18 protein-coding genes, 1 tRNA gene and 2 pseudogenes are annotated in these 21,045 nt (G+C 61.3%); 16 read left to right on the top strand and 5 right to left on the bottom strand.

Translation table 11 applies throughout. The annotated features are described in order from the left end of the window. Positions 1–3 precede the first annotated feature (3 nt). Entirely contained in the window at positions 4–2,700 is a 2,697-nt protein-coding gene (locus AC0X69_RS08420) for a DUF4118 domain-containing protein (RefSeq protein ID WP_482613003.1), read from the top strand. Continuing rightward, positions 2,697–3,394 (top strand): annotated as a pseudogene (locus AC0X69_RS08415) (response regulator). The gene AC0X69_RS08420 and the pseudogene AC0X69_RS08415 overlap by 4 nt, the downstream one beginning before the upstream one ends. Positions 3,395–3,528: 134 nt before the next feature. Here AC0X69_RS08415 and AC0X69_RS08410 read toward each other — a convergent pair. Both AC0X69_RS08410 and AC0X69_RS08405 read right to left on the bottom strand, forming a co-directional pair. Further along, positions 3,529–4,908 (bottom strand): transposase, encoded by a 1,380-nt coding sequence (locus AC0X69_RS08410; protein WP_482613002.1) that lies wholly within the window; start codon positions 4,906–4,908, stop codon positions 3,529–3,531. Between the two features lie 358 nt (positions 4,909–5,266). Beyond that, complete coding sequence (locus AC0X69_RS08405) at positions 5,267–5,827, bottom strand: hypothetical protein (RefSeq protein WP_482613001.1); 561 nt, start codon at positions 5,825–5,827, stop codon at positions 5,267–5,269. Positions 5,828–6,843: 1,016 nt separating this feature from the next. Between AC0X69_RS08405 and AC0X69_RS08400 the strand changes: the two are divergent. From AC0X69_RS08400 to AC0X69_RS08370, 7 genes and pseudogenes are all read left to right on the top strand, one after another. Continuing rightward, positions 6,844–7,116, top strand: a pseudogene (locus AC0X69_RS08400) (TSUP family transporter); the annotation flags it as partial. A gap of 56 nt (positions 7,117–7,172) precedes the next feature. Then, the gene (locus tag AC0X69_RS08395; protein WP_482613000.1) at positions 7,173–7,541 is read left to right on the top strand and encodes an ArsR/SmtB family transcription factor; all 369 of its coding nucleotides are present in this window, start codon (positions 7,173–7,175) and stop codon (positions 7,539–7,541) included. Then, positions 7,510–8,007 (top strand): ArsI/CadI family heavy metal resistance metalloenzyme, encoded by a 498-nt coding sequence (locus AC0X69_RS08390; RefSeq protein ID WP_482612999.1) that lies wholly within the window; start codon positions 7,510–7,512, stop codon positions 8,005–8,007. The genes AC0X69_RS08395 and AC0X69_RS08390 overlap by 32 nt, the downstream gene beginning before the upstream one ends. Next, complete coding sequence (locus AC0X69_RS08385) at positions 8,004–8,531, top strand: arsenate reductase ArsC (RefSeq protein ID WP_482612998.1); 528 nt, start codon at positions 8,004–8,006, stop codon at positions 8,529–8,531. The genes AC0X69_RS08390 and AC0X69_RS08385 overlap by 4 nt, the downstream gene beginning before the upstream one ends. A 3-nt stretch (positions 8,532–8,534) precedes the next feature. Then, the gene (gene arsC, locus AC0X69_RS08380) at positions 8,535–8,957 is read left to right on the top strand and encodes an arsenate reductase (glutaredoxin) (protein ID WP_482612997.1); all 423 of its coding nucleotides are present in this window, start codon (positions 8,535–8,537) and stop codon (positions 8,955–8,957) included. Positions 8,958–8,967: 10 nt separating this feature from the next. Next, a complete protein-coding gene (gene arsD / locus AC0X69_RS08375) occupies positions 8,968–9,324 on the top strand; it encodes an arsenite efflux transporter metallochaperone ArsD (RefSeq protein WP_482612996.1) in 357 nt (118 codons plus the stop codon). Positions 9,325–9,333: 9 nt separating this feature from the next. After that, on the top strand, positions 9,334–10,008 hold the full coding sequence (locus AC0X69_RS08370; RefSeq protein WP_482612995.1) for a TRC40/GET3/ArsA family transport-energizing ATPase: 675 nt from the start codon (positions 9,334–9,336) through the stop codon (positions 10,006–10,008). Between the two features lie 11 nt (positions 10,009–10,019). On the opposite strand, the gene AC0X69_RS08365 is transcribed toward AC0X69_RS08370, so the two are convergent. Continuing rightward, the gene (locus tag AC0X69_RS08365) at positions 10,020–11,147 is read right to left on the bottom strand and encodes an IS630 family transposase (RefSeq protein ID WP_482607591.1); all 1,128 of its coding nucleotides are present in this window, start codon (positions 11,145–11,147) and stop codon (positions 10,020–10,022) included. A 50-nt stretch (positions 11,148–11,197) separates the two neighbouring features. On the opposite strand from AC0X69_RS08365, the gene AC0X69_RS08360 reads away from it, so the two are divergent. The 3 genes from AC0X69_RS08360 to AC0X69_RS08350 all read left to right on the top strand — a co-directional run bounded on the left by AC0X69_RS08360 (position 11,198) and on the right by AC0X69_RS08350 (position 14,605). Continuing rightward, positions 11,198–12,328 (top strand): ArsA-related P-loop ATPase, encoded by a 1,131-nt coding sequence (locus tag AC0X69_RS08360; protein WP_482612994.1) that lies wholly within the window; start codon positions 11,198–11,200, stop codon positions 12,326–12,328. A gap of 80 nt (positions 12,329–12,408) precedes the next feature. After that, positions 12,409–13,437 carry an ACR3 family arsenite efflux transporter gene (gene arsB, locus AC0X69_RS08355; protein ID WP_482613332.1) on the top strand — a complete coding sequence of 343 codons (1,029 nt, stop codon included), beginning with the start codon at positions 12,409–12,411 and terminating at the stop codon, positions 13,435–13,437. Positions 13,438–14,254: 817 nt separating this feature from the next. Continuing rightward, a complete protein-coding gene (locus tag AC0X69_RS08350) occupies positions 14,255–14,605 on the top strand; it encodes a hypothetical protein (protein ID WP_482612993.1) in 351 nt (116 codons plus the stop codon). 363 nt (positions 14,606–14,968) lie between these two features. Here the strand turns inward: AC0X69_RS08350 and AC0X69_RS08345 are convergent, their stop codons facing one another. Next, positions 14,969–15,385, bottom strand: a complete 417-nt coding sequence (locus AC0X69_RS08345) for an SOS response-associated peptidase (protein WP_482612992.1) — start codon at positions 15,383–15,385, stop codon at positions 14,969–14,971. 551 nt (positions 15,386–15,936) lie between these two features. On the opposite strand from AC0X69_RS08345, the gene AC0X69_RS08340 reads away from it, so the two are divergent. Beyond that, entirely contained in the window at positions 15,937–16,176 is a 240-nt protein-coding gene (locus AC0X69_RS08340; protein WP_482612991.1) for a ribbon-helix-helix domain-containing protein, read from the top strand. Next, positions 16,173–17,849, top strand: a complete 1,677-nt coding sequence (locus tag AC0X69_RS08335) for a recombinase family protein (protein WP_482613331.1) — start codon at positions 16,173–16,175, stop codon at positions 17,847–17,849. Before AC0X69_RS08340 ends, AC0X69_RS08335 begins: the two co-directional genes overlap by 4 nt. Here AC0X69_RS08335 and AC0X69_RS08330 read toward each other — a convergent pair. Beyond that, positions 17,806–17,882: transfer RNA gene (locus AC0X69_RS08330), tRNA-Met, on the bottom strand. The genes AC0X69_RS08335 and AC0X69_RS08330 overlap by 44 nt on opposite strands. Before the next feature lie 266 nt (positions 17,883–18,148). Here AC0X69_RS08330 and AC0X69_RS08325 point away from each other — a divergent pair. After that, on the top strand, positions 18,149–19,024 hold the full coding sequence (locus AC0X69_RS08325) for a phosphoribulokinase (RefSeq protein ID WP_482612990.1): 876 nt from the start codon (positions 18,149–18,151) through the stop codon (positions 19,022–19,024). Continuing rightward, complete coding sequence (gene tkt, locus AC0X69_RS08320; protein WP_482612989.1) at positions 19,021–21,039, top strand: transketolase; 2,019 nt, start codon at positions 19,021–19,023, stop codon at positions 21,037–21,039. Before AC0X69_RS08325 ends, tkt begins: the two co-directional genes overlap by 4 nt. The last annotated feature ends 6 nt before the right edge of the window (positions 21,040–21,045 follow it).

Genomic DNA, 21,045 nt, shown 5'->3' with positions numbered 1-21,045 from the left:
TCTTTGGCCCGTAACGACGAAGACTTCGACCGCCGACCTGATCCCGACGCGCTCCTTGCCTTGAGCGACAAGGAGGGTCGAGGGAAGCTACGCGTATTCCTTGGCGCCGCGCCCGGTGTCGGCAAGACCTATGCGATGCTGGCGCGCGCGCAAACCGCGAAGGCTGAGGGCGTTGATATTGTCATAGGCGTGGCTGAGACCCATGGACGTCTCGAGACGCAGACGCTCCTCAGGGGTCTCGAAACGCTTTCGCGCCGCAAATGCGACTATCGCGGCCGGACCATCGAGGAATTCGACATAGATGCGGCGCTGACGCGAAAGCCTCAGCTCATCGTCGTCGACGAGCTCGCGCATACCAATGCGCCTGATAGCCGTCATCCCAAACGCTGGCAGGACGTTGAGGAGCTGCTCGATGCCGGTATTGACGTATGGACGACGCTGAACGTCCAGCACCTTGAAAGCCTCGCCGACGTCGTATCGCGCGTCACCGGCGTCGCCGTGCGAGAGACCGTGCCGGATCGTGTGCTGCAGAACGCCGCGGACGTCATCCTTGTCGACATCACGCCCGACGAGCTGCTCCAGAGACTGAAGGAAGGCAAGGTCTATGTTCCCGAGACCGCGAGACGCGCGACGCAGAATTTCTTCACGCCGCGCAATCTCACGGCGCTGCGCGAGCTTGCCTTGCGTCGAACGGCCGAGCGGGTGGACGATCAAATGGTCGACTTCCTTCGGCAAGGGGCGATCGAGGGTCCCTGGGCGACGGCGGAGCGTTTACTTGTTTGCGTCGGCCGCGACGCAAAATCCGAAGCCGTGGTCCGCGCCTCCGCCCGGCTCGCGACAGGCCTCAACGCGACATGGATCGCGCTCTACGTCGAGCGCGCTGGCCAGGAAGAACGGTCTGCGGATGTCGTACGAAATGTCGACCATTCGTTGCGTCTGGCGGAGCGGCTCGGCGCCGAAGTAGCACGCATCTCCGGAGACGATCTCGTAGACGAAGTGCTGCGCTTTGCCCGACGTGAGAATATTACCCAGATTGTGCTCGGTCGTTCGCCGTCCCGGACATTTCCCAGGTTTTTGCGTCGGTCGCTGACCGACGAAATTCTTCGACAATCGACTGATATCGCGGTTCACGTCGTCGTCCAGGAAGATAGCGGGCTCGCTGCGCGCAGCCCGAAACTTCCGAGCTTATCGGAGACGTCGATTGGCGTCGCCGGCGCCGTCGTGGCGGTCGCCGCGACGTTGCCTGTTGCATATGCGCTCGATCGCTGGCTCGGCCTCACCAATCCGTCGGCGATCTTTCTCCTCCCCGTGGTGCTCTGCGCGACGCGCTTTGGAATGTGGTCTGCGATCATCGCGTCGATTCTGTCCTTTCTGGCCTGCGACTTCTTCTTTTTCGATCCGCGTTATGAAATGACGATCTCTCAACCGCAGGAGTTTCTATCGCTCCTCGTTGCGCTGATCGTCGCCGTGATCACGGGAATGCTCGCGAGCAAAATGCGGGATTATGCGCGAAACATGCGCCAGCGGTCTCAGGCGGTGCAGTCGCTCTTTGAATTCTCGCGTAAGCTCTCGACGATAACGACGGTCGATGACATCATTTGGGTGTCCGCTCTTCAAATTCTGAAAGTCGGGGAAGCGTCTTGCGTCGTCGTTCTAATTCCCGAGGACGGCGGATTAAGAGCGGCGGGCTCCTGGCCGCCGGTAGACCAATTGGATCCTGGCGAACTCGCCGCCGCCCGCTGGGCTCTGGAAAAAAGCGAACCGGCCGGATGGCGGACGGACACGTTGCCCAATGTGCGGTTTCAATTCCGACCTCTTGCGACGGCGCGGGGGGTCGTCGCAGTTTGTGGGATCGAGCCCAAGGCGCCCGAGGAACCGCTCTCCGCTGCGGCTGAGAGCACGATATCTTCGCTCATCGAGCAGACGGCGATCGCGATCGACCGAGCCATGCTTGTCGGCGAGTCGGTCAAGGCTGCGGCGCTCGAAGAGAATGAAAAGTTGCGGACGATTTTGCTGTCCGCCCTCTCGCACGATCTGCGCACGCCGCTAACCTCGATTACCGGCGCGGTCACCAGCCTTCGTGAGCTTGGAGAGAAGCTTCCGCTCGAGGCCCGCGATGACCTTCTGCTGTCGATTGAAGAGGAGGCCGGGCGTCTATCGCGCTTCATCGCTAATCTGCTTGACATGTCGCGCATTGAGTCAGGCGCGCTCGCGCCAAGCAGTGAGCTCATCGACGTGGCGGAGGTGATCCGCAGCGTCCTCGCAAGGTCGAAGAAAGCCTTCCCTGCAATGGAGACGTCAAGCAGCATCGCGCCCAACCTGCCGCCTATCCGCGGCGACGCCAATCTTCTCGGTCAAGTGCTCTTCAACCTGATCGACAACGCCCACAAATACGGCGGGCCGACCGGCCCGATCATTCATGCCCGCCCGGAGGCGCGCGATGTCGTCATCACCGTGACCGACGAAGGCCCCGGCGTGAAGACGGCGGACCTCGAGCGCATCTTCGAGAAATTCTATCGCAGCGGACGCGTTGACGGCCGCAAGGCGGGAACGGGGCTCGGCCTGTCGATCTGTCGGGGGCTGGTGCATGCTATGGGCGGAACCATTGTCGCGCAAAGCCCCGCCGTCCGGCGCCGAGGGACGAGAATGATTATGCGCTTCCCCGCCGCAAGCGAATCGAAGCGAGGCGTGGCGGCATGAGCGGCGCGAGCGTTCTCGTCGTCGACGATGAACCTCAAATACGCCGCGTCTTGGGCCATCGCTGGCGGCAAGCGGCTATGAAGTGTTCGAGGCTGCGACAGGCCGCCAAGCGCTCGCAGCCATATCGGCGAAAACACCCGATCTCGTCATTCTCGACCTCGGCCTTCCAGACATGGATGGCAAGGAGGTGCTGCGAAAGCTGCGAATCTTTACGCGAACGCCGGTGATCGTTCTCTCCGCGCGCGACCGGGAGGTAGAGAAAATCGCAGCGCTCGATCTCGGCGCCGACGATTATGTCGAGAAGCCATTCGCCATGGGAGAGCTGCTGGCGCGCATGCGCACGGCGCTGCGGCATTCGCAAGAATCGGCTTTGGAATCGGATCTTGTCGTCGCCGATGAACTCGTCGTTAATATTCAAAAGCGTATCGTCACAAAAAAGGGGGCGCCAGTGAAACTGACGCCGAAGGAATTCGATCTTCTGGCTTTTTTCACGCGACATTCGGGCCGACCGTTGACGCACAGAGAAATCCTCAAGACCGTTTGGGGGCTGGCGCATCAGGACGACAATCAATCTTTGCGCGTGTTTGTTGGCCAGCTGAGAGCAAAAATAGAGGACAACGCCGCGACGCCCCAAATCATCGTGACTGAACCTGGCGTCGGCTACCGATTTATCGATACCTGTAAGGGGAATTGATCTTCTGTCCGCTTTTGGCGGATTTCGTTGAAAAAGTCTGGGAGATAGGGTCGTCGGCCTCCGCGGAGGCGTTTTTCAGCATTGGACTGCGCGTTCATCGGCGTGGTGGCGGCGACGCCGCCATAGTGTGCGGCTTATGCCGCCATTTCGAACTCTGGGGGCCTCAACCGCGCGAGACGTCGCAAGTTTTGCGCGGTCGCGGCGAGCAGGAACTCGTCCTTTGCGCCACATGGACCCCGTAGCCGCAAGCGCCCGAGTCGCAATATGCGTTTGAGATGGGCGAACAGCATCTCCACCTTTTTGCGTCGCTGACAGGCCGTTTCAAATTCGGGCGTTCCAGCAAGCGCCCGAGCGACATCGCGGGAATCTTCCTCAACGTCACGTGGAATCTTCCGCGCCACAGCATTCGGGCAACATCTCGCTTTGAGTTCGCAGACGTCACAATCCTTCTTGCTCGCGCGGTAACGACGCGTGCCGTCAGCCCCGACGCCGGTGCGCGGAGTGGCGTAGGCGCGCCGGAACTGAACCAGCTTTTTTCCAGCCGGGCAGATATAGCAGTCGGCCTCGGGATCGAACGTGAAGTCCGAACGCGAGAACGTGCCGTCGGTTCGCGTCGACTTATCGAAAACGGGAATGTACGGCGTGATCCGCTTCTGCTTGACGAGCCAGGCGAGATTATCCGCCGAGCCATATGCGGTGTCGGCGACAAGATAACCCGGCTTCAGGCCGAAGCGCTCTTCGGTGCGCTCTACCATCGTTCTTGAAGCGCCGACCTCGGCCTGTCGGATGGCGCGCGTCGCTTCGACATCGACGATCACGCCGTGATCCGTATCGATCAAATAATTGGTCGCGTAGGCGAAGAACGCGTGGCCTTTATGCGCGCCGGTCCATTGCGCCGCGGGATCCGATCGCGCGATGAACTTCGGCGTCACGGGCGAAGCCGCGCCGAACGCGGCGTCATCAAGCATTGCAAGATATTCCCGCGCCGCGCGGCACGCGTCATCTTTGATTTCGTCGGGGTTCCAGTCGCTGCTCGGAACTGAGCGCTGCTTGTTGGCGTCGGCAGCGATCAGGCTTGCATCGACGGCGAAGCCGTTAGCGCTGACAAGGCCCTCTGCCACGCAACGCGCGACGATGGATTCAAAGAGCTGGCGCAAGATGTTGCTCTCGCGAAAGCGGCCATGCCGGTTCTTGGAAAACGTCGAATGGTCTGGGACTTTGCCGTCAAGGCCGACGCGGCAGAACCAGCGATAGGCGAGATTGAGATGCACTTCCTCGCACAGGCGGCGTTCGGACCGAATGCCCAGGCAATAGCCGACAAGAAGCATGCGGATCATCAGCTCCGGATCGACTGAAGGGCGGCCAGTGCTGCTGTAGAAGGGCTTTAACGCGGCGCGAATGCCTTCGAGATCGAGATGCCGATCGATCCCGCGCAATTGATGGTCCTTTGGCACATGGTCGTCGAGGCAAAAATCATAGAAAAACCGAGCGGCTGCTGTCTGAGTCCCCATCATCGCCGCTTCTCCTGCAAATCAGCAGGGAAAGTGAATCACGAGCCATGGCGTGCGGCAACGTCGAGTTTTTCAACACAATCGGCGCGAAGCAGCCGTGCGTGAAAGGCTGCTTGTCCCGTAGCGGACCCTGACTGCCGCAAGAGCGTTGTTCGAGTGCGCGTTCGGCCGACCCTTTGCCGCAGGCGTCGCGATGGGGATTTTGCGAACATCAATCGCGGCGAGCGGTAAATCCGAGCCATGCAAGCGCGCCGCTCGCTACAGGAAGAGCCGGTCGCCCGCCGACATCGGAAGGAATCATTTCCGGCAATCACCGGGGGCAATATATCAGCGGACGGACTGATTGGGGCTACCGGTAACGTTACCCGGAAGCAATGCTCGTGTGATCAATTTCCCAACCAGTCACCCAGAACTCCACCTCATCGCCGTTCATATCAAATGTTCGGAAGCAATGCCGCGCTTCAGGGTCTTTGATAGCGGGATACTTTAACTCATCAGCCAGCCACCCGATATGTGTCTCGGTCGTATCGCTGCTGTTCGCTGAGAAAACAAGCATGAAAGCGTGCTCGGCGTTAGCAGATCGAAGCCTGCCGACATCATAGTGGATATGCGTAAGTTCCCGCTCGTTGGTGGGGCTCATCCACCGTTTCATTTCGACCACCGCGAACCGGTTGCGGCTGTTCGGGTCTTTGAGCACCAAATCATTGGAGGTGACTTCGATAGAGGCAGCCAACCGGAGGGAGGATACAGTCGCGCGCGCAACAACGAACTGGTAGTAGTGTTCGTTATTGAACCTCAAAATGCCAGCTTTTTCATTATGATATGCGGCTGGATTGCTGGCGGCCGCCTTACGGAGAAATTGATCTTCCGCCTCTAATGCAGCTCCGGCGATTTTGAGGAGTTGTTTCAGTTCATCGTGCATTTTGCGGCATCCATCGTGCTATTCGATATGATATCGGCCTCTTACACGCCTCTTACACAGTCCCAACTTTCGAGGAGACATCCGGTCACTACCAATAGACATCGAGCGCTCAAACGCGCCGGAGCATTACGTCACACATGAGCGGCTCGATCAGCGCCGCATCACCATCGCCGACGCCGGAGCGATTGACGCGGGCCGTTATGAACGACAAGCCTCCTACGGTAATCTTCACGAGTCCAGATATCGCGCCGCTCGTGAGCGGTTCAAGAAGAAGCTTGCAGCCAAGCAGGTGGTTGGGGTTGTGGTGCGGAATTCAAAAGGGATTTTGGCGCAACGCCAAGCTGCTTTACGTTCCTAAACTTTGCGGCGTTAAGAAAGGAGCGCCTGACGTTGCAGGATCATGCGACGCTCAATTTCTTAAGAAAATGCTATCGCCGCCGTGCATCCCGGAGCAAGTACGCTCAATCTTATTGAGACGCAGAAGCTCGGGTCAGTGAGGGCGTAATTACAGACATTTTTGTGATCAGTTCATCGAATTTCTTAGTGTGCGCCGAATTACTGTGCGCCAAAATTTCACCGTGCAATTGCTTTAATAGCTTTGCGGAGTCGAATAGGTCTGCTTCTTCGAGGCTTTTGATTTTTCGATTTCTTGCGACAAGACGAGCCTCCAATGTTGGGGCAGGCAAGTAGCCATACGCAAGCCATTAAAATACAGATCAAATGGCAAATTAATGGCATTCTTTTACATGGAGTCTCGCCATGCTCTCCAATAAAGTAGCGCGCGTCTTGGTCGTCATTATGCTACTAGGAATAGCGCTGATGCTAACCGTTGGCTCATGGCGACTACTGATGCATCTAGAGCTACTCCACTAGAGCCTGGTGCCGTAGGCTTGATTACCGTCTAGCGCTTGCCGTCACTTGCGCGAATCTCTCGTATCTCCATGTGCCGCTCCAGCTACACACCAGCGGCACGCGCCGCGCCGGGATATGCGCGACGATTGGTTTGGGACTCGCGCATGTTGTTCGGCGTGAATATCAAACTCGCAGGAAGCCTGTCACTCGCGGTCAGTTTGCCGACCATGATTGTGGGCTTTACCCGCTACAGCCGCGACCGGAGTTTTGCAGTGTTGGAGCAAAGCCGCTCCTTCGTCTTCGTCATGGCGATTGGCTCCGTTGTGGGAACCTTCCTGGGCGGGCGGCTGCTCGGCAGAGTACCGAGCGCAATTTTGCTACCGCTTCTGGCGGCTACCCTCATCGCTTCCGCCGTCAAGGTCTGGCGGCACAAGTGAAGCGCAGCCTAATTCCGGGGCCTTGACCTGCCAGATATTTCCATCATATTAGAAGTATGGAAAAGCAGCAAGCTATCGCCGCCCTTGTCGCGCTCGGTCATGAGACGCGTTTGGATATATTCCGGCTGCTTATGCAGGCAGGACCCGACGGGCTTCCTGCGGGCCAAATCGGCGAACGGCTGGGGCTTCCGCCCGCAACTCTGTCTTTTCACTTGAATCAACTCAAACACGCGGACCTCGTGACCTTCCGGCGGGAAAGTCGGTCGCTGATCTACTCTGCGGCCTATCCGGTCATGAACGCGCTGCTCGCTTACATGACCGAGAATTGCTGCCAGGGCGCAAGCGCCTCTTGCGAAACCGTTTCACCTTCAACTTGCCAGCCAAAGGAACGCTATGAAACGCCTGCACGTGCACGTGTCCGTTGATGACCTTTCGGGGTCAATCGGGTTTTACACCGCGCTTTTCGGGTCTGAGCCGGCAGTCGCCAAACCCGATTATGCGAAATGGATGCTCGACGATCCACGTGTGAACTTCGCGATTTCCGTGCGAGGCGGACAGGCCGGCGTCGATCATCTCGGCATTCAGGTCGAGACGCCCGAAGAGCTGAAAGAAGTATATCAGCGCCTGCAACAGGCTGAGCGGCCCGTGCTGGAAGAAGGCGCCACCAACTGCTGCTACGCGAAGTCTGAGAAGGCGTGGACCTCCGACCCGCAGGGGCTTTTGTGGGAGGCCTTCCTGACTACTGGCGAAAGCACGATCTACGGCGACGACGCAGTGCTTGCCGGATTTCGCAGGAGCGCCGTGAAGGGGGAGCCCTCCGCCTGCTGCGGCGCGAAGCCTGCGCCTGTGATTGAAGCCGCCTGTTGTTCTGGAGCGGGAGACAGCCAATGACTGACCACGTCTACAACGTCCTCTTTCTCTGCACCGGCAACACGGCGCGCTCGATCATGGCGGAAAGCATCCTGCGCAGGGATGGCGCGGGCCGTTTCAATGCGTTTTCGGCGGGCAGCCACCCCAAAGGGGCCGTCAATCCTTATGCGATTAAAACGCTCGAGGAATATGGCTTTCCGACAGAAGGATTCCGCTCGAAGAACTGGGAGGAGTTCTCCGGAACTGACGCGCCGAAAATGGATTTCGTATTCACCGTCTGTGACAACGCCGCCGGCGAGGTCTGTCCGATCTGGCCGGGACAGCCGATGACAGCGCATTGGGGCGTCGAGGACCCGGCGGCGATTGAAGGAACGGAGATCGAAAAAATAAAAGCGTTCAATGATGCATTCCGTTACCTCAGGCTCCGGATTTCTTACCTTCTCGCAACGCCCATCAAGCGACTCGACAAATTGGCGCTCAGGGATCGTTTGCGTGAAATCGGAGAACTCGAAGGCGCAAGCCACGGCCACAAAGCGGACGCCTGAACGATGACCATCACCATCTATCACAACCCCGCCTGTGGCACCTCGCGCAACACGCTGGCGATGATCCGCCAAAGCGGGGAAGAGCCGGTCGTCATCGAATATCTGAAAGACCCGCCAGCGCGCGAGCGACTGGTCGAGTTGCTCAAAGTCATGGGCATTTCAGCGCGCGATTTGTTGCGCCAGAAAGGCACGCCCTATGACGCGCTCGGCCTTGGCGATCCAAAGTGGACGGAAGAGGAGCTGATCGGCTTCATGCTGGAGCACCCGAACCTCATCAACCGTCCAATCGTCATAACGCCGAAGGGCGCGCGGCTGTGCCGTCCCTCGGAAACCGTGCTCGATATTCTCCCCAATCCCGACATTGGCGAATTCACCAAGGAAGATGGCGAAGTCGTCGTCAGCAGGGCCGCTCAACCTCAATCCTGAAAGGATGAATATGACGACCATTCAAGTTTTTGATCCCGCCCTTTGCTGCAGCACCGGCGTCTGCGGCGTCGAAACCGATGAGGCGCTTGTCGCCTTCGCCGCTGACGTTGATTGGGCGAAGCAGAACGGCGCGCGCATCGAACGTTTCAATCTTGCCCAGCAACCCATGGCTTTTGCTGACAACGCCATGGTGAAGGGCTTTCTGGAACGGTCTGGACAGGAAGCCCTGCCGCTGATCCTCGTTGATGGCGAAATCGCCCTTGCCGGTCGTTACCCGAGCCGCGCCGAATTGGCGCGCTGGGCGGCGGTAAAGGAGATCAATGAAGCGAAACAGGGATGTTGTAGCGGCGCGTCGTCCTGTTGCTGAGGGTGCGCAATGAACTTTCTTGAGCAGCCTCCGCGCTTCCTCTTTTTCACCGGCAAGGGCGGCGTGGGCAAAACCTCGATTGCCTGCGCGACGGCGATAGAGCTCGCTGAAGCCGGACGCCGCGTGCTGCTCGTCAGCACCGATCCGGCCTCGAATGTCGGGCAGGTGTTCGGGGTCGGCATCGGCGACAAAATCACGGCGATTGACGCCGTGCCAAACCTTTCCGCGCTGGAAATCGACCCGCAGGCCGCCGCGCAGGCCTATCGCGACCGCATCGTCGGCCCCGTGCGCGGCAAGCTGCCCGAAGCCGTGGTGAAGGGCATCGAAGAACAGCTCTCGGGAGCCTGCACGACGGAAATCGCCGCTTTCGACGAATTCACATCGCTGCTCACCGATACGGAAATCACTTCGGGATATGACCACATCATTTTCGATACGGCTCCGACAGGCCACACCATCCGGCTGTTGCAGCTCCCCGTCGCATGGAGCGGCTTCCTCGAAGCGGGCAAAGGCGACGCCTCCTGCCTCGGCCCGCTCGCTGGTCTGGAAAAGCAGAGAACGCAATACAGCGCCGCCGTTGGCGCTTTGGCCGACGGTCAGCGCACGCGTCTGATCCTGGTCGCACGTGCGCAAAACTCTGCGCTGCGCGAAGCCGCGCGCACGCATGAGGAGCTAGTGTCCTGATTCAGAAGTTTCTATCCAGCTTTGGCTTGGAGGTCGAGGGTGCGACGGCAGAAGCGTTCGATGGAGGCCAGAATGTCGTCGGCTGACTTGGTCCAGCGCAGCGGCTTCGGATCAGCGTTCTGTTGGGCGAGGAAAGCCTTGATGGCGGCGATGAGGTCTTTGACGGACTTGTGCGCGCCTCGCTTGATCTGCTTTTCGGCCAGCAGCGCGAAGAAGCGTTCGACCTGATTGATCCACGACGACGATGTCGGCGTGAAATGCATGTGCCAGTGGGGCCGCTTGGCGAACCAGTTGCGGATCACTTGCGTCTTATGGCTCGAAGCGTTGTCCATCACGACGTGAATGTCGAGGCCGGCGGGAACGTTGCTCTCCACTTCGTCGAGAAACTTGCGGAACTCCTGCGCGCGATGGCGCGGCATGCATGTGCCGATCACACTGCCAGCCTTCACGGTCGTCTCAGCCGTGACAGCAGCGATGAAGCCGGCAAAGAGCGTCGTAGTGCCGTGGCGGTCGTAGTCGTGCGTGCGCCGCTCGACTTGTCCAGGGCGCATCGGCAGCAGCGGCTGCGTTCGATCAAGCGCTTGTATTTGGCTCTTTTCATCCACGCATATCACCAGCGCCTTGTCGGGCGGATCGAGATAGAGGCCAACGATGTCGCGCACTTTCTCGACGAACTGCGGGTCGGTCGAGAGCTTGAAAGTCTCGGTGCGATGCGGCTGTAGGGAGAATGCACGCCAAATGCGATGAACCGACGAAGTCGACACGCCCGATGCTTTCGCCATGCCGCGCGTGCTCCAGTGCGTCGCGTTCTTGGGCTGCGTTTCGAGTGTCCTGGTCACGATCTCCTCAACGCGGTCGTCGCCGATCTTGCGTGGCGCGCCACAGCGCGGCTCATCGTCGAGACCATCGAGACGGTGCTTGGCGAAACGCTCGCGCCATGTGCGCACGGTCTGCCGCGTTACACCGACCGCAGCCGCGATCTCGCAGTTGTTGAGCCCGTCAGCGGCCCGCAACACGATCTCCGCGCGTTGCGCATGCCCACGCGCCACCTTGCGTCGCCGGACGAGCCTTTTGAGGTATTCCCGTTCGTTCTCGCTGAGCTCAATCTTGCTCGCTTTGGTCGCTCCGTCCCTCGCCATGCCGCCCTCCCGAATCCCGCCTGGGCCGAAGGAATCACAATCGCGAAAACGTGGCTAGTAATTTCTGGGACAGGACACTAGCGGCGATTGGCCTCCGTCAGCAATTACTCGTCGTGAATGGTCTGATGCCGATCGAAGAGGCGGCGCTCGATGCGCTCGCCGCCGCTCTCTACGCGCGCGAGCAGGCCGCTCTGGCGGCAATGCCCGGCGCCGTGCGCAGCCTGCCATGCGACTATGTGCCTTTGAAGCCGTTTAATCTCGTTGGAATCGATGCGTTGCGTCAGCTCCTCGTTGAGACGCCGCCGCACCTCGCCGCTGTCGGCGAACCCGTCGAGATGCACGCGCCCAGCCTCTCGGAACTGGTGGACGGCATCGCCGCGGATGGCCATGGCCTCGTCATGCTGATGGGTAAGGGCGGCGTCGGCAAAACAACGCTGGCGGCAGCGGTCGCCGTCGAACTGGCGCACCGCGGTCTGCCGGTTCACCTCACAACCTCCGATCCTGCCGCACACCTTGCCGAAACACTGCATGGGTCACTGGATAATCTGACGGTGAGCCGCATCGACCCGCACGCCGAGACTGAACGCTACCGACAAGAGGTGCTGAAGACGAAGGGCGCGAAGCTTGACGCGCAGGGGCGGGCCTTGCTCGAAGAGGATTTGCGCTCGCCCTGCACGGAAGAAATCGCCGTCTTTCAGGCCTTCTCGCGCATCATCCGTGAGGCGGGCGAGAAATTCGTGGTCATGGACACCGCGCCAACCGGCCACACGCTGCTGCTCCTGGACGCGACGGGGGCCTACCATCGCGAGGTCGCGCGGATGCTGGACGCAAAGCGGGCGCATTACACGACGCCGATGATGCAGCTTCAGGACGAGCGCAGAACCAAGGTTCTGCTCGTGACGCTCGCGGAACCGACGCCGGTCCTCGAAGCGGCAAATCTTCAGGCGGACTTGCGTCGTGCGGGCATTGAGCCTTGGGCATGGGTCATCAATAACAGTGTCGCGGCGGCGCGCCCGCATTCTCCCTTGTTGCGACAGCGCGCCAGGAACGAACTGCATGAGGTGGAGAAAGTCGCAACGGTCCGTGCGCGCCGCTACGCTGTCGTGCCGCTGTTGAGCGAAGAGCCAGTCGGCGTGCCGCGTCTTCTCGAACTGGCGGGCTATGCGACCGAACCCGCCTGAAATGTCATTGGAAAGAGTCGAGCATCATGAGCGAAGCCACAACCCTCGCCAGCAATCCCGCGATAGGCAAAGCGCCCGCCATGGGCCTCTTCGAGCGTTACCTGACGCTCTGGGTTGCGCTCTGCATCGTCGCGGGCGTCGTCCTTGGCCAGGCCGTGCCTGCCGTGTTCCACGCCATTGGCGGCACGACGATCGCCGAGGTCAATCTGCCCGTCGCCGTGCTGATCTGGCTGATGATCATCCCCATGCTGCTCAAGATCGACCTTGGCGCCCTGGGGCAGGTCAAGGAGCACTGGCGCGGAATTGCGGTGACGGTCGGTATTAACTGGCTGGTGAAGCCCTTCTCCATGGCGCTGCTCGCCTGGCTTTTTATCTCGCACCTGTTCAGGCCGTTCCTGCCTGCCGACCAAATCGACAGCTATATTGCGGGCCTGATCCTGCTGGCCGCCGCGCCGTGCACGGCCATGGTCTTCGTCTGGTCGAACCTCGTGGATGGCGAACCGCATTTCACGCTTTCACAGGTTGCGTTGAACGACACCATCATGGTCATCGCCTTCGCGCCGATCGTCGCCTTGCTGCTCGGCCTCTCTTCTATCACCGTGCCATGGAACACGCTGCTGCTGTCGGTCGTGCTCTACATCGTTGTGCCGGTCATCGTCGCGCAGCTGTGGCGCCGCGCGCTGCTGGCGCAGGGTGGCCAGGACGCCTTGAAGAAAACGCTCGGCAGGCTCGGCCCGCTCTCGCTTTCGGCGCTGCTACTGACGCTCGTCATCCTGTTCGGCCTGCAAGGCGAACAGATCATTCGTCAGCCACTCGTCATCGGCCTGCTCGCCGTGCCGATCCTGATTCAGGTCTATTTCAACGCGAGTCTCGCCTACCTTCTCAACCGCGTCCTCGGCGTCGAGTGGTGCGTTGCCGGTCCTTCGGCGCTCATCGGCGCGAGCAACTTCTTCGAGCTGGCCGTCGCGACGGCAATCGCGCTGTTCGGCTTCCAATCAGGCGCGGCGCTGGCGACCGTCGTCGGCGTGCTCGTCGAGGTGCCGGTCATGCTCTCTGTAGTCCATATCGTCCGCCGCTCGCGCGGATGGTATGAACACAGCGCGGCTTAATTCGCAGCTCGAACGGGGCAATTGCATGTCAAAAAATCCGCTTCGCCATCATACGCCTGACGACGACCCGGAAGCGGGAACTCCCGGCACCGGAGAAGATATCTGCCCTGAATGCAACGGGACTGGCAAACAGGTCGATAAGAAGACGGGCCAGCCCACGGAAGAGCCCTGCGAACGCTGCGATGGAACCGGGCGGATCATTGAGGGAATTGGCTAGGCCCCATGGATGAACTGGAAGAGGCGAAAGCCAAGGCGCGCCGCTTACAACGCGGCGGCAGATGATTTGGCGGAAGGCGTGGCGGCGCTTTATACGGCGATCACCGGCAAGAGCGTCAGCGCCGAGGACATGGCGTGCCTCGCCGACCGGCTCAAGCCTCTAGAGCACTAAGCTTTCGGTGCACGCGGCGCGCGTTCCAAAACGGCCAGCAACGTCGCCATCCGCTCGGGCAGTGGCTCCGTCAGCAGCTTAGCGAGCTGGACTCGAACATGCTCGGCCATCATTTGCGATCGGTCGGGCTGCGTTCCGTGTTCTCTGGCGGTCACGTTCCGCCAGCCGTCCGGCGCTATGTCCGGCATGACGCAAACTCCCTTGAAGTAGGGGAAACTGCCCGGCGATGGGATAGTTCCGAAAGAAGTCGACGAAAAAATAAATACTTACCACATCCTAGAGGGCTTCCGTCCGCGACGCCAGAGCTATCGCCAGAGCTTCTGGCGCTCGGATCGCATTGCGTTTTCTGCCGCTTGCCGTTGCGCGCTCCACGGCCTGCGCTATTCTTTTGAAGCACTTAACGAGGCCTTGCGGCGTTGGGGTCCGGCGTTGGTGCGTTTGGTTCTGATCGACAAGACGGATCGTTTATGCGGGGATACCGCAGCTTTGGCGTCGTGTTCGCCGGGATGGGCTGACCTCACGGCCCGTGATCGCGACGACATCCAAAGATTAGCGGTTCGAGCCGCGCGCCTAATGGATGCAGAGCGGGGTAAAACAGCCCGAGTTTATGAATTTGCCTCCTTCGCAGATGGTGAGTCGGACGGCTATTTTATCTTCGACTGCGACCGATGCGCCGACCGAGCGCCGCCGGCCTTAACCGCGAACGACGCCGATGCTAACGCCACAACGATGGTCATGATGGGATGTTTTTACGTGGGCTACGTTCGCCGCGATTATTGAGTTGGACGCGCATGGTGAAGATGTGTCGCAGCCGATCGTATCATCTCACCGTCGCGTATTGGGAGCCACAAAGTTGCGCACTAAGCGTTCTTCTGACGCCGGGCAATCATACGATGAGCATACCGCTCCCTCGGAAGCACAGCGTCGTCTTTTGTTGAGCTACAAGTTTAGCATGAATAGAGGTCCGGCCGTAGTGCATGAAATGATCCTCGTGGATATAGCCCGATGAATTGGGCGCACAAAAACGTGTAGAGGACCTGAAAGCCGTGTCCGCCCATCTTGTCGCTGAGTTTTACCGAGCGGATCGGACTCTATAGACGAAACCTTCACTCTGCGCGCTTCGATTAGCAATTAACGAAGCGTTCATGCTGTGACCGTCGGCTCGATCAGCGCCTGATCATCATCGCCAGCGCCGGAGCGGTTCACGCGCGGCGAGACGATCCACTCTTGCAAGGCGTCCTTAGGAGGCGCGCGCAGCAATGCGCCAGGCTCGTCGCCGGCTATCCAGACGCAGACATCGCGCCAATCGAGAATGACCGGCATTCGATCGTGAAAGGGCGACATCCATTCGTTGGCAGCGCCGCCGATGATCGTCGCCGAGTCGACCCGCGCGTCGCTTTCAGGATCGCGCCACGTCTCCCACAACCCGGCAAACGCCAGCGGCTCGCCGGTCGGGGAGCAAAAATAGTGCGGCGTCTTTGCGCCCTTCGCGCCGGTCCATTCATAGAACCCCGACGGCGGAATGATGCAGCGGCGCGATTTGAACGCCGAGCGGAACATCGGCTTGTCGGCGACCGTTTCCGCGCGGGCGCTAAAGGTCGCAGGAAGCTCGCCGAGCGGCTTTTTTTCAGCGCCAGCAAATCCTCTGACTTCGGAAAAATCGAAAGAAGAGAAAGTGCGCTCATCGCGGTAGGTGAGCCTCCAAACTGAGAACCGCGAAAAACGCACGCGCAAATAGGGGCAAGCGTCGCGTTCACCGCACTCAACTCTGCGTCCGATATGGCGGCCGGCCCGGCATCACATGCGCGTCGTGCGAGCCGCATTCCGAACAGACGAATCGGCGCGACCCCGCCAATGCGATGAACCGCGTCTCAGGCGGCGCGCATGGCGTCGATGGCGATCCTGCCAAGTTCGCGCACCCCAGCCCAACGCACCAGACCCATGCGCCAGCGACCCCCTCAGGGCGAAGATCGGCGATGGTCGGTGGGGCAGGGTGCTGCATTTGCGTGAAGGATATCGCCGGCCGCCCCCCGTGTCGCCCAGGCGCTTGGCAGTCGACGAAATTGCCATTATAAAATTGGACCATGAGACAACGAGCTGGAGCTGAAACCGTGGGGAATAAGCACGAAAGCGCGCCCTCTTCGGGCGAGACGCAGCCGCCTGTTCGCCGCCCAAGAACCACGGTCCAGCAGACAGTCTACCTGCATCCTGCCGTCTATGAGCAGTTGCGCGAACTGGCGTTTTATCGCCGCGTGAAGATGCACGACTTGCTGATGCGGGGCCTCGATATGGTCTTCCGCGAGGAAGGCGCCAAGTCCATGGCCGAGCTGCGGGGGAACGCTGAGAAATGACGCGTCGAGCGGCCATTTACACCCGCTTTTCAACCGACCTTCAAAACGAACGTTCCTGCGAGGATCAGGCGGCGCTGTGCCGCACGTTTGCAGCGCGCAACGATTTGCGCGTCGTCGCCGAATACGCCGACAAAGCTCGCTCTGGCGCATCAAGGATAGGCCGCGAGGGGCTGGCGGCGCTGCTTGAAGCCGCGAACGCTGGGCGTTTTGACGTCGTCATCGTCGAGGCGCTCGATCGTCTCGCCCGCGATATGGAAGACCTCGCCGGCATTCACAAGCGCCTCTCTTTTATCGGCGTCGAAATCATCAACGTGCATGAGGGCGTCGCCGACACCGTCGCGATTGGCCTGCGCGGGCTGGTCGGGCAGCTTTTCCGCGAAGACGGCGTTAAGAAAATCAGGCGCGGCATGGCTGGCGTCGTGCGCGAGGGCCGCAGCGCCGGAGGGCGCGCCTATGGCTACCGGCCAATGCCCGGTAAGATTGGCGCGCTTGAAATCGTGGAAGAGGAAGCGGAGATCGTTCGGCGCATCTTCTCCGAATATGTGGCGAGAAAATCGCCGCGCGACATTGCGGCCGGCTTGAACCGCGACGGGATTGCGCCGCCGCGCGGGCGGCGCTGGAACGCTTCAACCATCAACGGCAATCTCTCGCGCGGACACGGCATTCTGCTCAATCCGATCTATGATGCGCGGATCGTCTGGAACCGCGTTCGCATGGTTCGCGATCCGGCGACTGGCAAGCGCGTTTCTCGCATCAATCCCGAAAGCGAATGGCAACATGCCGACGCGGCGCATTTGCGCATCGTGGATCGGGAGATTTTCGAAGCGGTGCAGACCCGCAAGAACGCCGAAACCCGGCCGGGCGGCGTCCGAACCCATGGCAACCGGCGTCGCATCCTCTCCGGGTTGCTGCGCTGCGGCTCCTGCGGCGGCGGTATGACGGCGCACGACGTCTACGCCGGGAGGCGTCGGATCGTCTGTTCGGCTGTGAAGGAAAGCGGCTCCTGCGACAACACGCGGCGCTATTATCTCGACGAAATCGAGCGCGAGGTCGTCGAATCGCTTCTCGACGAACTCGACCAGCCCACCGTCACCGAACGATTGGTGGCCGGGGCCAGAAGGGGTTACGACGAGGAAATGCGCGCGGCGCGCCGCGATATCTCGGACTGGCAACAAGGCCATGACCGGGCGCTCGCCGCCCAGCGCCGCTTGCTCGGACTCGTGGAGCGCGGCCTTGCCGGCGATCTCGATTCGGTCAGCCGGCGTCTACGTGAACTGGACAGCGAAGCCAAGGCGTTAGCCAAAAAGATCGAGATGGCGCGAGAGGACAGACCGCCGCCGATCGAGCTGGATGTTGCCGAATTTCGCCGCTACGCCAGCGACCTGCGCCGAGTGTTCCAGGATTTCGCGTTGGGCGATGCTCCGGTCTGTGCGGAAGTGCGCGCTTTGTTTGTGGCGCTTCTGTCGAAAGTGATCGTCGGACCTGCGACCAAGAACCTTGTGACGAAGGAAGAAGAGCTGCCCCTGAAGATCGTGATCCGTCTCACGCCGCTCATGGCGCTGAACAAGCAGGAGCTTTTCACGGATGAGGAAAAGCAGTCGATGATCGAACAGTATTTTGGGGGGAAAATGGTAGCGGAGGAGGGACTCGAACCCCCGACACAAGGATTATGATTCCTCTGCTCTAGCCGACTGAGCTACTCCGCCCCAAGCCGCGTGAGCGGTCTCGAAGAATTTGCGATATAGGTCGCCGTCCCCGCGCAAGTCAAGGCTGCGAAACCGCGCCGAACCCCTGTTCGCATCAGAGCGGTCGACGCTTGGCGCGCAGTCGGCGGCTCGGGGCGTTAAGCGGCCGGAGCGGAAGCCTTTCCTTTGTGCGCGCGGCGTGCGACAAGCCGGCGAAGCCCCCACGGTCGGCCGGTCTGTCGCGGGCCGACAGTTCGCCTTGCTCGAAGGTTCCGGGTAGCGCGCCCATGTCGGTCAGACATCCCATTATCTCCATCACCGGCTCGTCGGGCGCCGGCACCAGCTCGGTCAAGGCGACGTTCGAGCAGATCTTCCGCCGCGAGCGCATCGAAGTCGCCTATGTCGAGGGCGACAGCTTCCATCGCTACGATCGCCACGAAATGAAGGCGAAGCTCGCGGAGGCGCAGGGGGCCGGCAATTACAATTTCAGCCACTTCGGTCCCCACGCCAATCTGCTGCAAGAGCTCGAGACGCTGTTTCGCCAATATGGCGAGACAGGCTCGGGCCGCTACCGCCATTACGCCCATGACGAGAACGAGGCGGCGCGGCTCGGCGTGCCGCCGGGGACGTTTACCGCGTGGGAGGAGCTCCCGGCCAATACCGACGTGCTGTTCTATGAGGGGCTGCACGGCGCCGTCGTCACCGACGACGTCAATGTCGCGCGCTACGCCGACCTCAAGATCGGCGTCGTCCCGGTGATCAATCTGGAATGGACCCAGAAGCTGCACCGCGACCGGCACTCGCGCGGCTATACGACGGAGGCCGTCACCGAGACGATTCTGCGGCGCATGCACGATTATGTGCATTATATTTGCCCCCAGTTTTCGGAAACTGACATAAACTTTCAGCGCGCGCCGACGGTCGACACCTCGAATCCTTTCGTCGCCCGTTCGATTCCGACGCCCGATGAATCGATCGTCGTCATTCGCTTTCGCGATCCGAGAGGGGTGGACTTCCCCTATCTTGTGTCGATGATCGCTGGAAGCTGGATGTCGCGCGCAAATTCCATCGTAATTCCGGGCAATAAGCTCGATCTCGCGATGCAGCTGATCCTCACGCCGAGGATCCTCGAACTGGTCAGACGCAAGAAAGGCGTGACGTGAACGACACTATACTGACGGCGGCCAAGGAAACTTCAGCGGCGGGCGCGGTGGCCGATCCGCGCCGCGACGCCAACGCCATCCGCGCCCTGGCGATGGACGCGGTCGAAAAGGCGAAATCCGGCCATCCCGGCATGCCGATGGGCATGGCCGACGTCGCGACCGTGCTTTTCCAGCGCTTCATGAAGTTTGACGCCGCCCGGCCGGACTGGCCGGACCGCGACCGTTTCGTGCTTTCGGCCGGCCACGGGTCCATGCTGCTTTACGCGCTGCTCTACCTCCTCGGCTATCCGGGCATGGGCCGCAAAGAGCTCGAGAACTTCCGTCAGCTCGGTTCGCCGACGGCGGGCCATCCGGAATATGGCCACGCCGCCGGCATCGAGACGACCACCGGCCCGCTGGGCCAGGGGCTCGCCGCCGCGGTCGGCATGGCGATCGCCGAAAGGCTGGCGGAGGCCCGTTTCGGCGACGATCTCGTCGACCATTTCACCTATGTGATCGCCGGCGACGGCTGTCTCATGGAGGGCGTCAGCCATGAGGCGATCGATCTCGCTGGTCATCTGAAGCTTTCGAAGCTGATCGTCTTCTGGGACGACAATTCCATCTCGATCGACGGGCCGACGAGTCTGGCGACCTCGACGGACCAGATCGCGCGCTTCGCCGCCGCCGGCTGGCACGTCGCCCATGTCGACGGCCATGATCCCGAGGCGGTCGCGCAGGCGATCGCCGCCGCCCAGGCCGATCCCCGGCCGTCGCTGATCGGCTGCCGCACGGTGATCGGCTATGGCGCGCCGACCAAGCAGGGCAAGGAGAGCTGCCATGGCGCGCCGCTCGGGGCGGCGGAGATCGACGCCGCGCGTGAAGCGCTCGTTTGGCCGCACGCGCCGTTCGAACTGCCCGAAGAGGTGCTGCAGGGCTGGCGCGCGGCGGGACGGCGCGGCGCCAAGGCGCGGGAAGACTGGGAGGCGCGACGCGCCGCTTCGCCGAAGGGCGCCGCCTTCGACGCCTTCATGAAAGGCGACGTCGGGGCGGAGGTCGCCAAGCCGCTCGCCGAGTTCCGCGCGACGCTCGCCACGGAGAAGCCGAAAGTCGCCACGCGCAAATCTTCGGAAATGACGCTCGGGATCATCAACGGCGCGACGCAGGCGACGATCGGCGGCTCAGCGGATCTGACGCATTCGAACTTCACCATCACCAAGGGGATGGGGGAGGTCGCGCCGGGCGATTTTTCCGGCCGCTACATCCATTATGGCGTTCGCGAATTCGGGATGGCGGCGGCCATGAACGGGATCGCGCTGCATGGCGGCTTCGCCCCCTATGGCGGCACCTTCCTGGTTTTCTCCGATTACGCGCGCGGCGCGATCCGCCTCTCGGCGCTCATGGGCCTGCGCGTCATCTATGTGCTCACCCATGATTCGATCGGCCTTGGCGAGGACGGGCCGACGCATCAGCCCATCGAGCATCTCGCGGCGTTGCGCGCCATGCCGAATCTCAACGTCTTCCGCCCCGCCGACGCCATCGAGACCGCCGAATGCTGGGAGCTGGCGCTCGCCAGCGCCCACACGCCGTCGGTCCTGAGCCTGTCGCGGCAGAACCTGCCGACTCTCGAGCGGCCGGTCGGCGAAAACCTCTCCGCCAGGGGCGGCTATGTGCTGCGCGAAGCCGCCGGCAAGCGCGATGCGACGCTGCTCGCAACGGGATCCGAGGTTGAAATCGCCCTCGCCGCGGCCGACATTCTGGGCACGCAAGGAATCAAGGCCGCCGTGGTCTCCATGCCCTGCTGGGAGCTGTTCGAGGCGCAGTCCGAGGCCTACCGCGCCGAAGTGCTGGGCGCCGCGCCCCGCGTCGCGGTCGAGGCAGCGGCCCGGCTCGGCTGGGACCGCTGGATCGGCGAGCGCGGCGCCTTCATCGGCATGAGCGGCTTTGGCGCCAGCGGGCCGGCGGCCGAACTCTACAAGCATTTCGGAGTCACGGCCGAGGCTGTGGCTGACGCGGCCCGTACGCTAGTTAAGACGTAAGAGATA

The sequence above is a fragment of the Methylocystis sp. Uni0008 genome (genome assembly GCF_056838045.1).
This window is presented reverse-complemented; position numbering and strand designations above follow the sequence as displayed.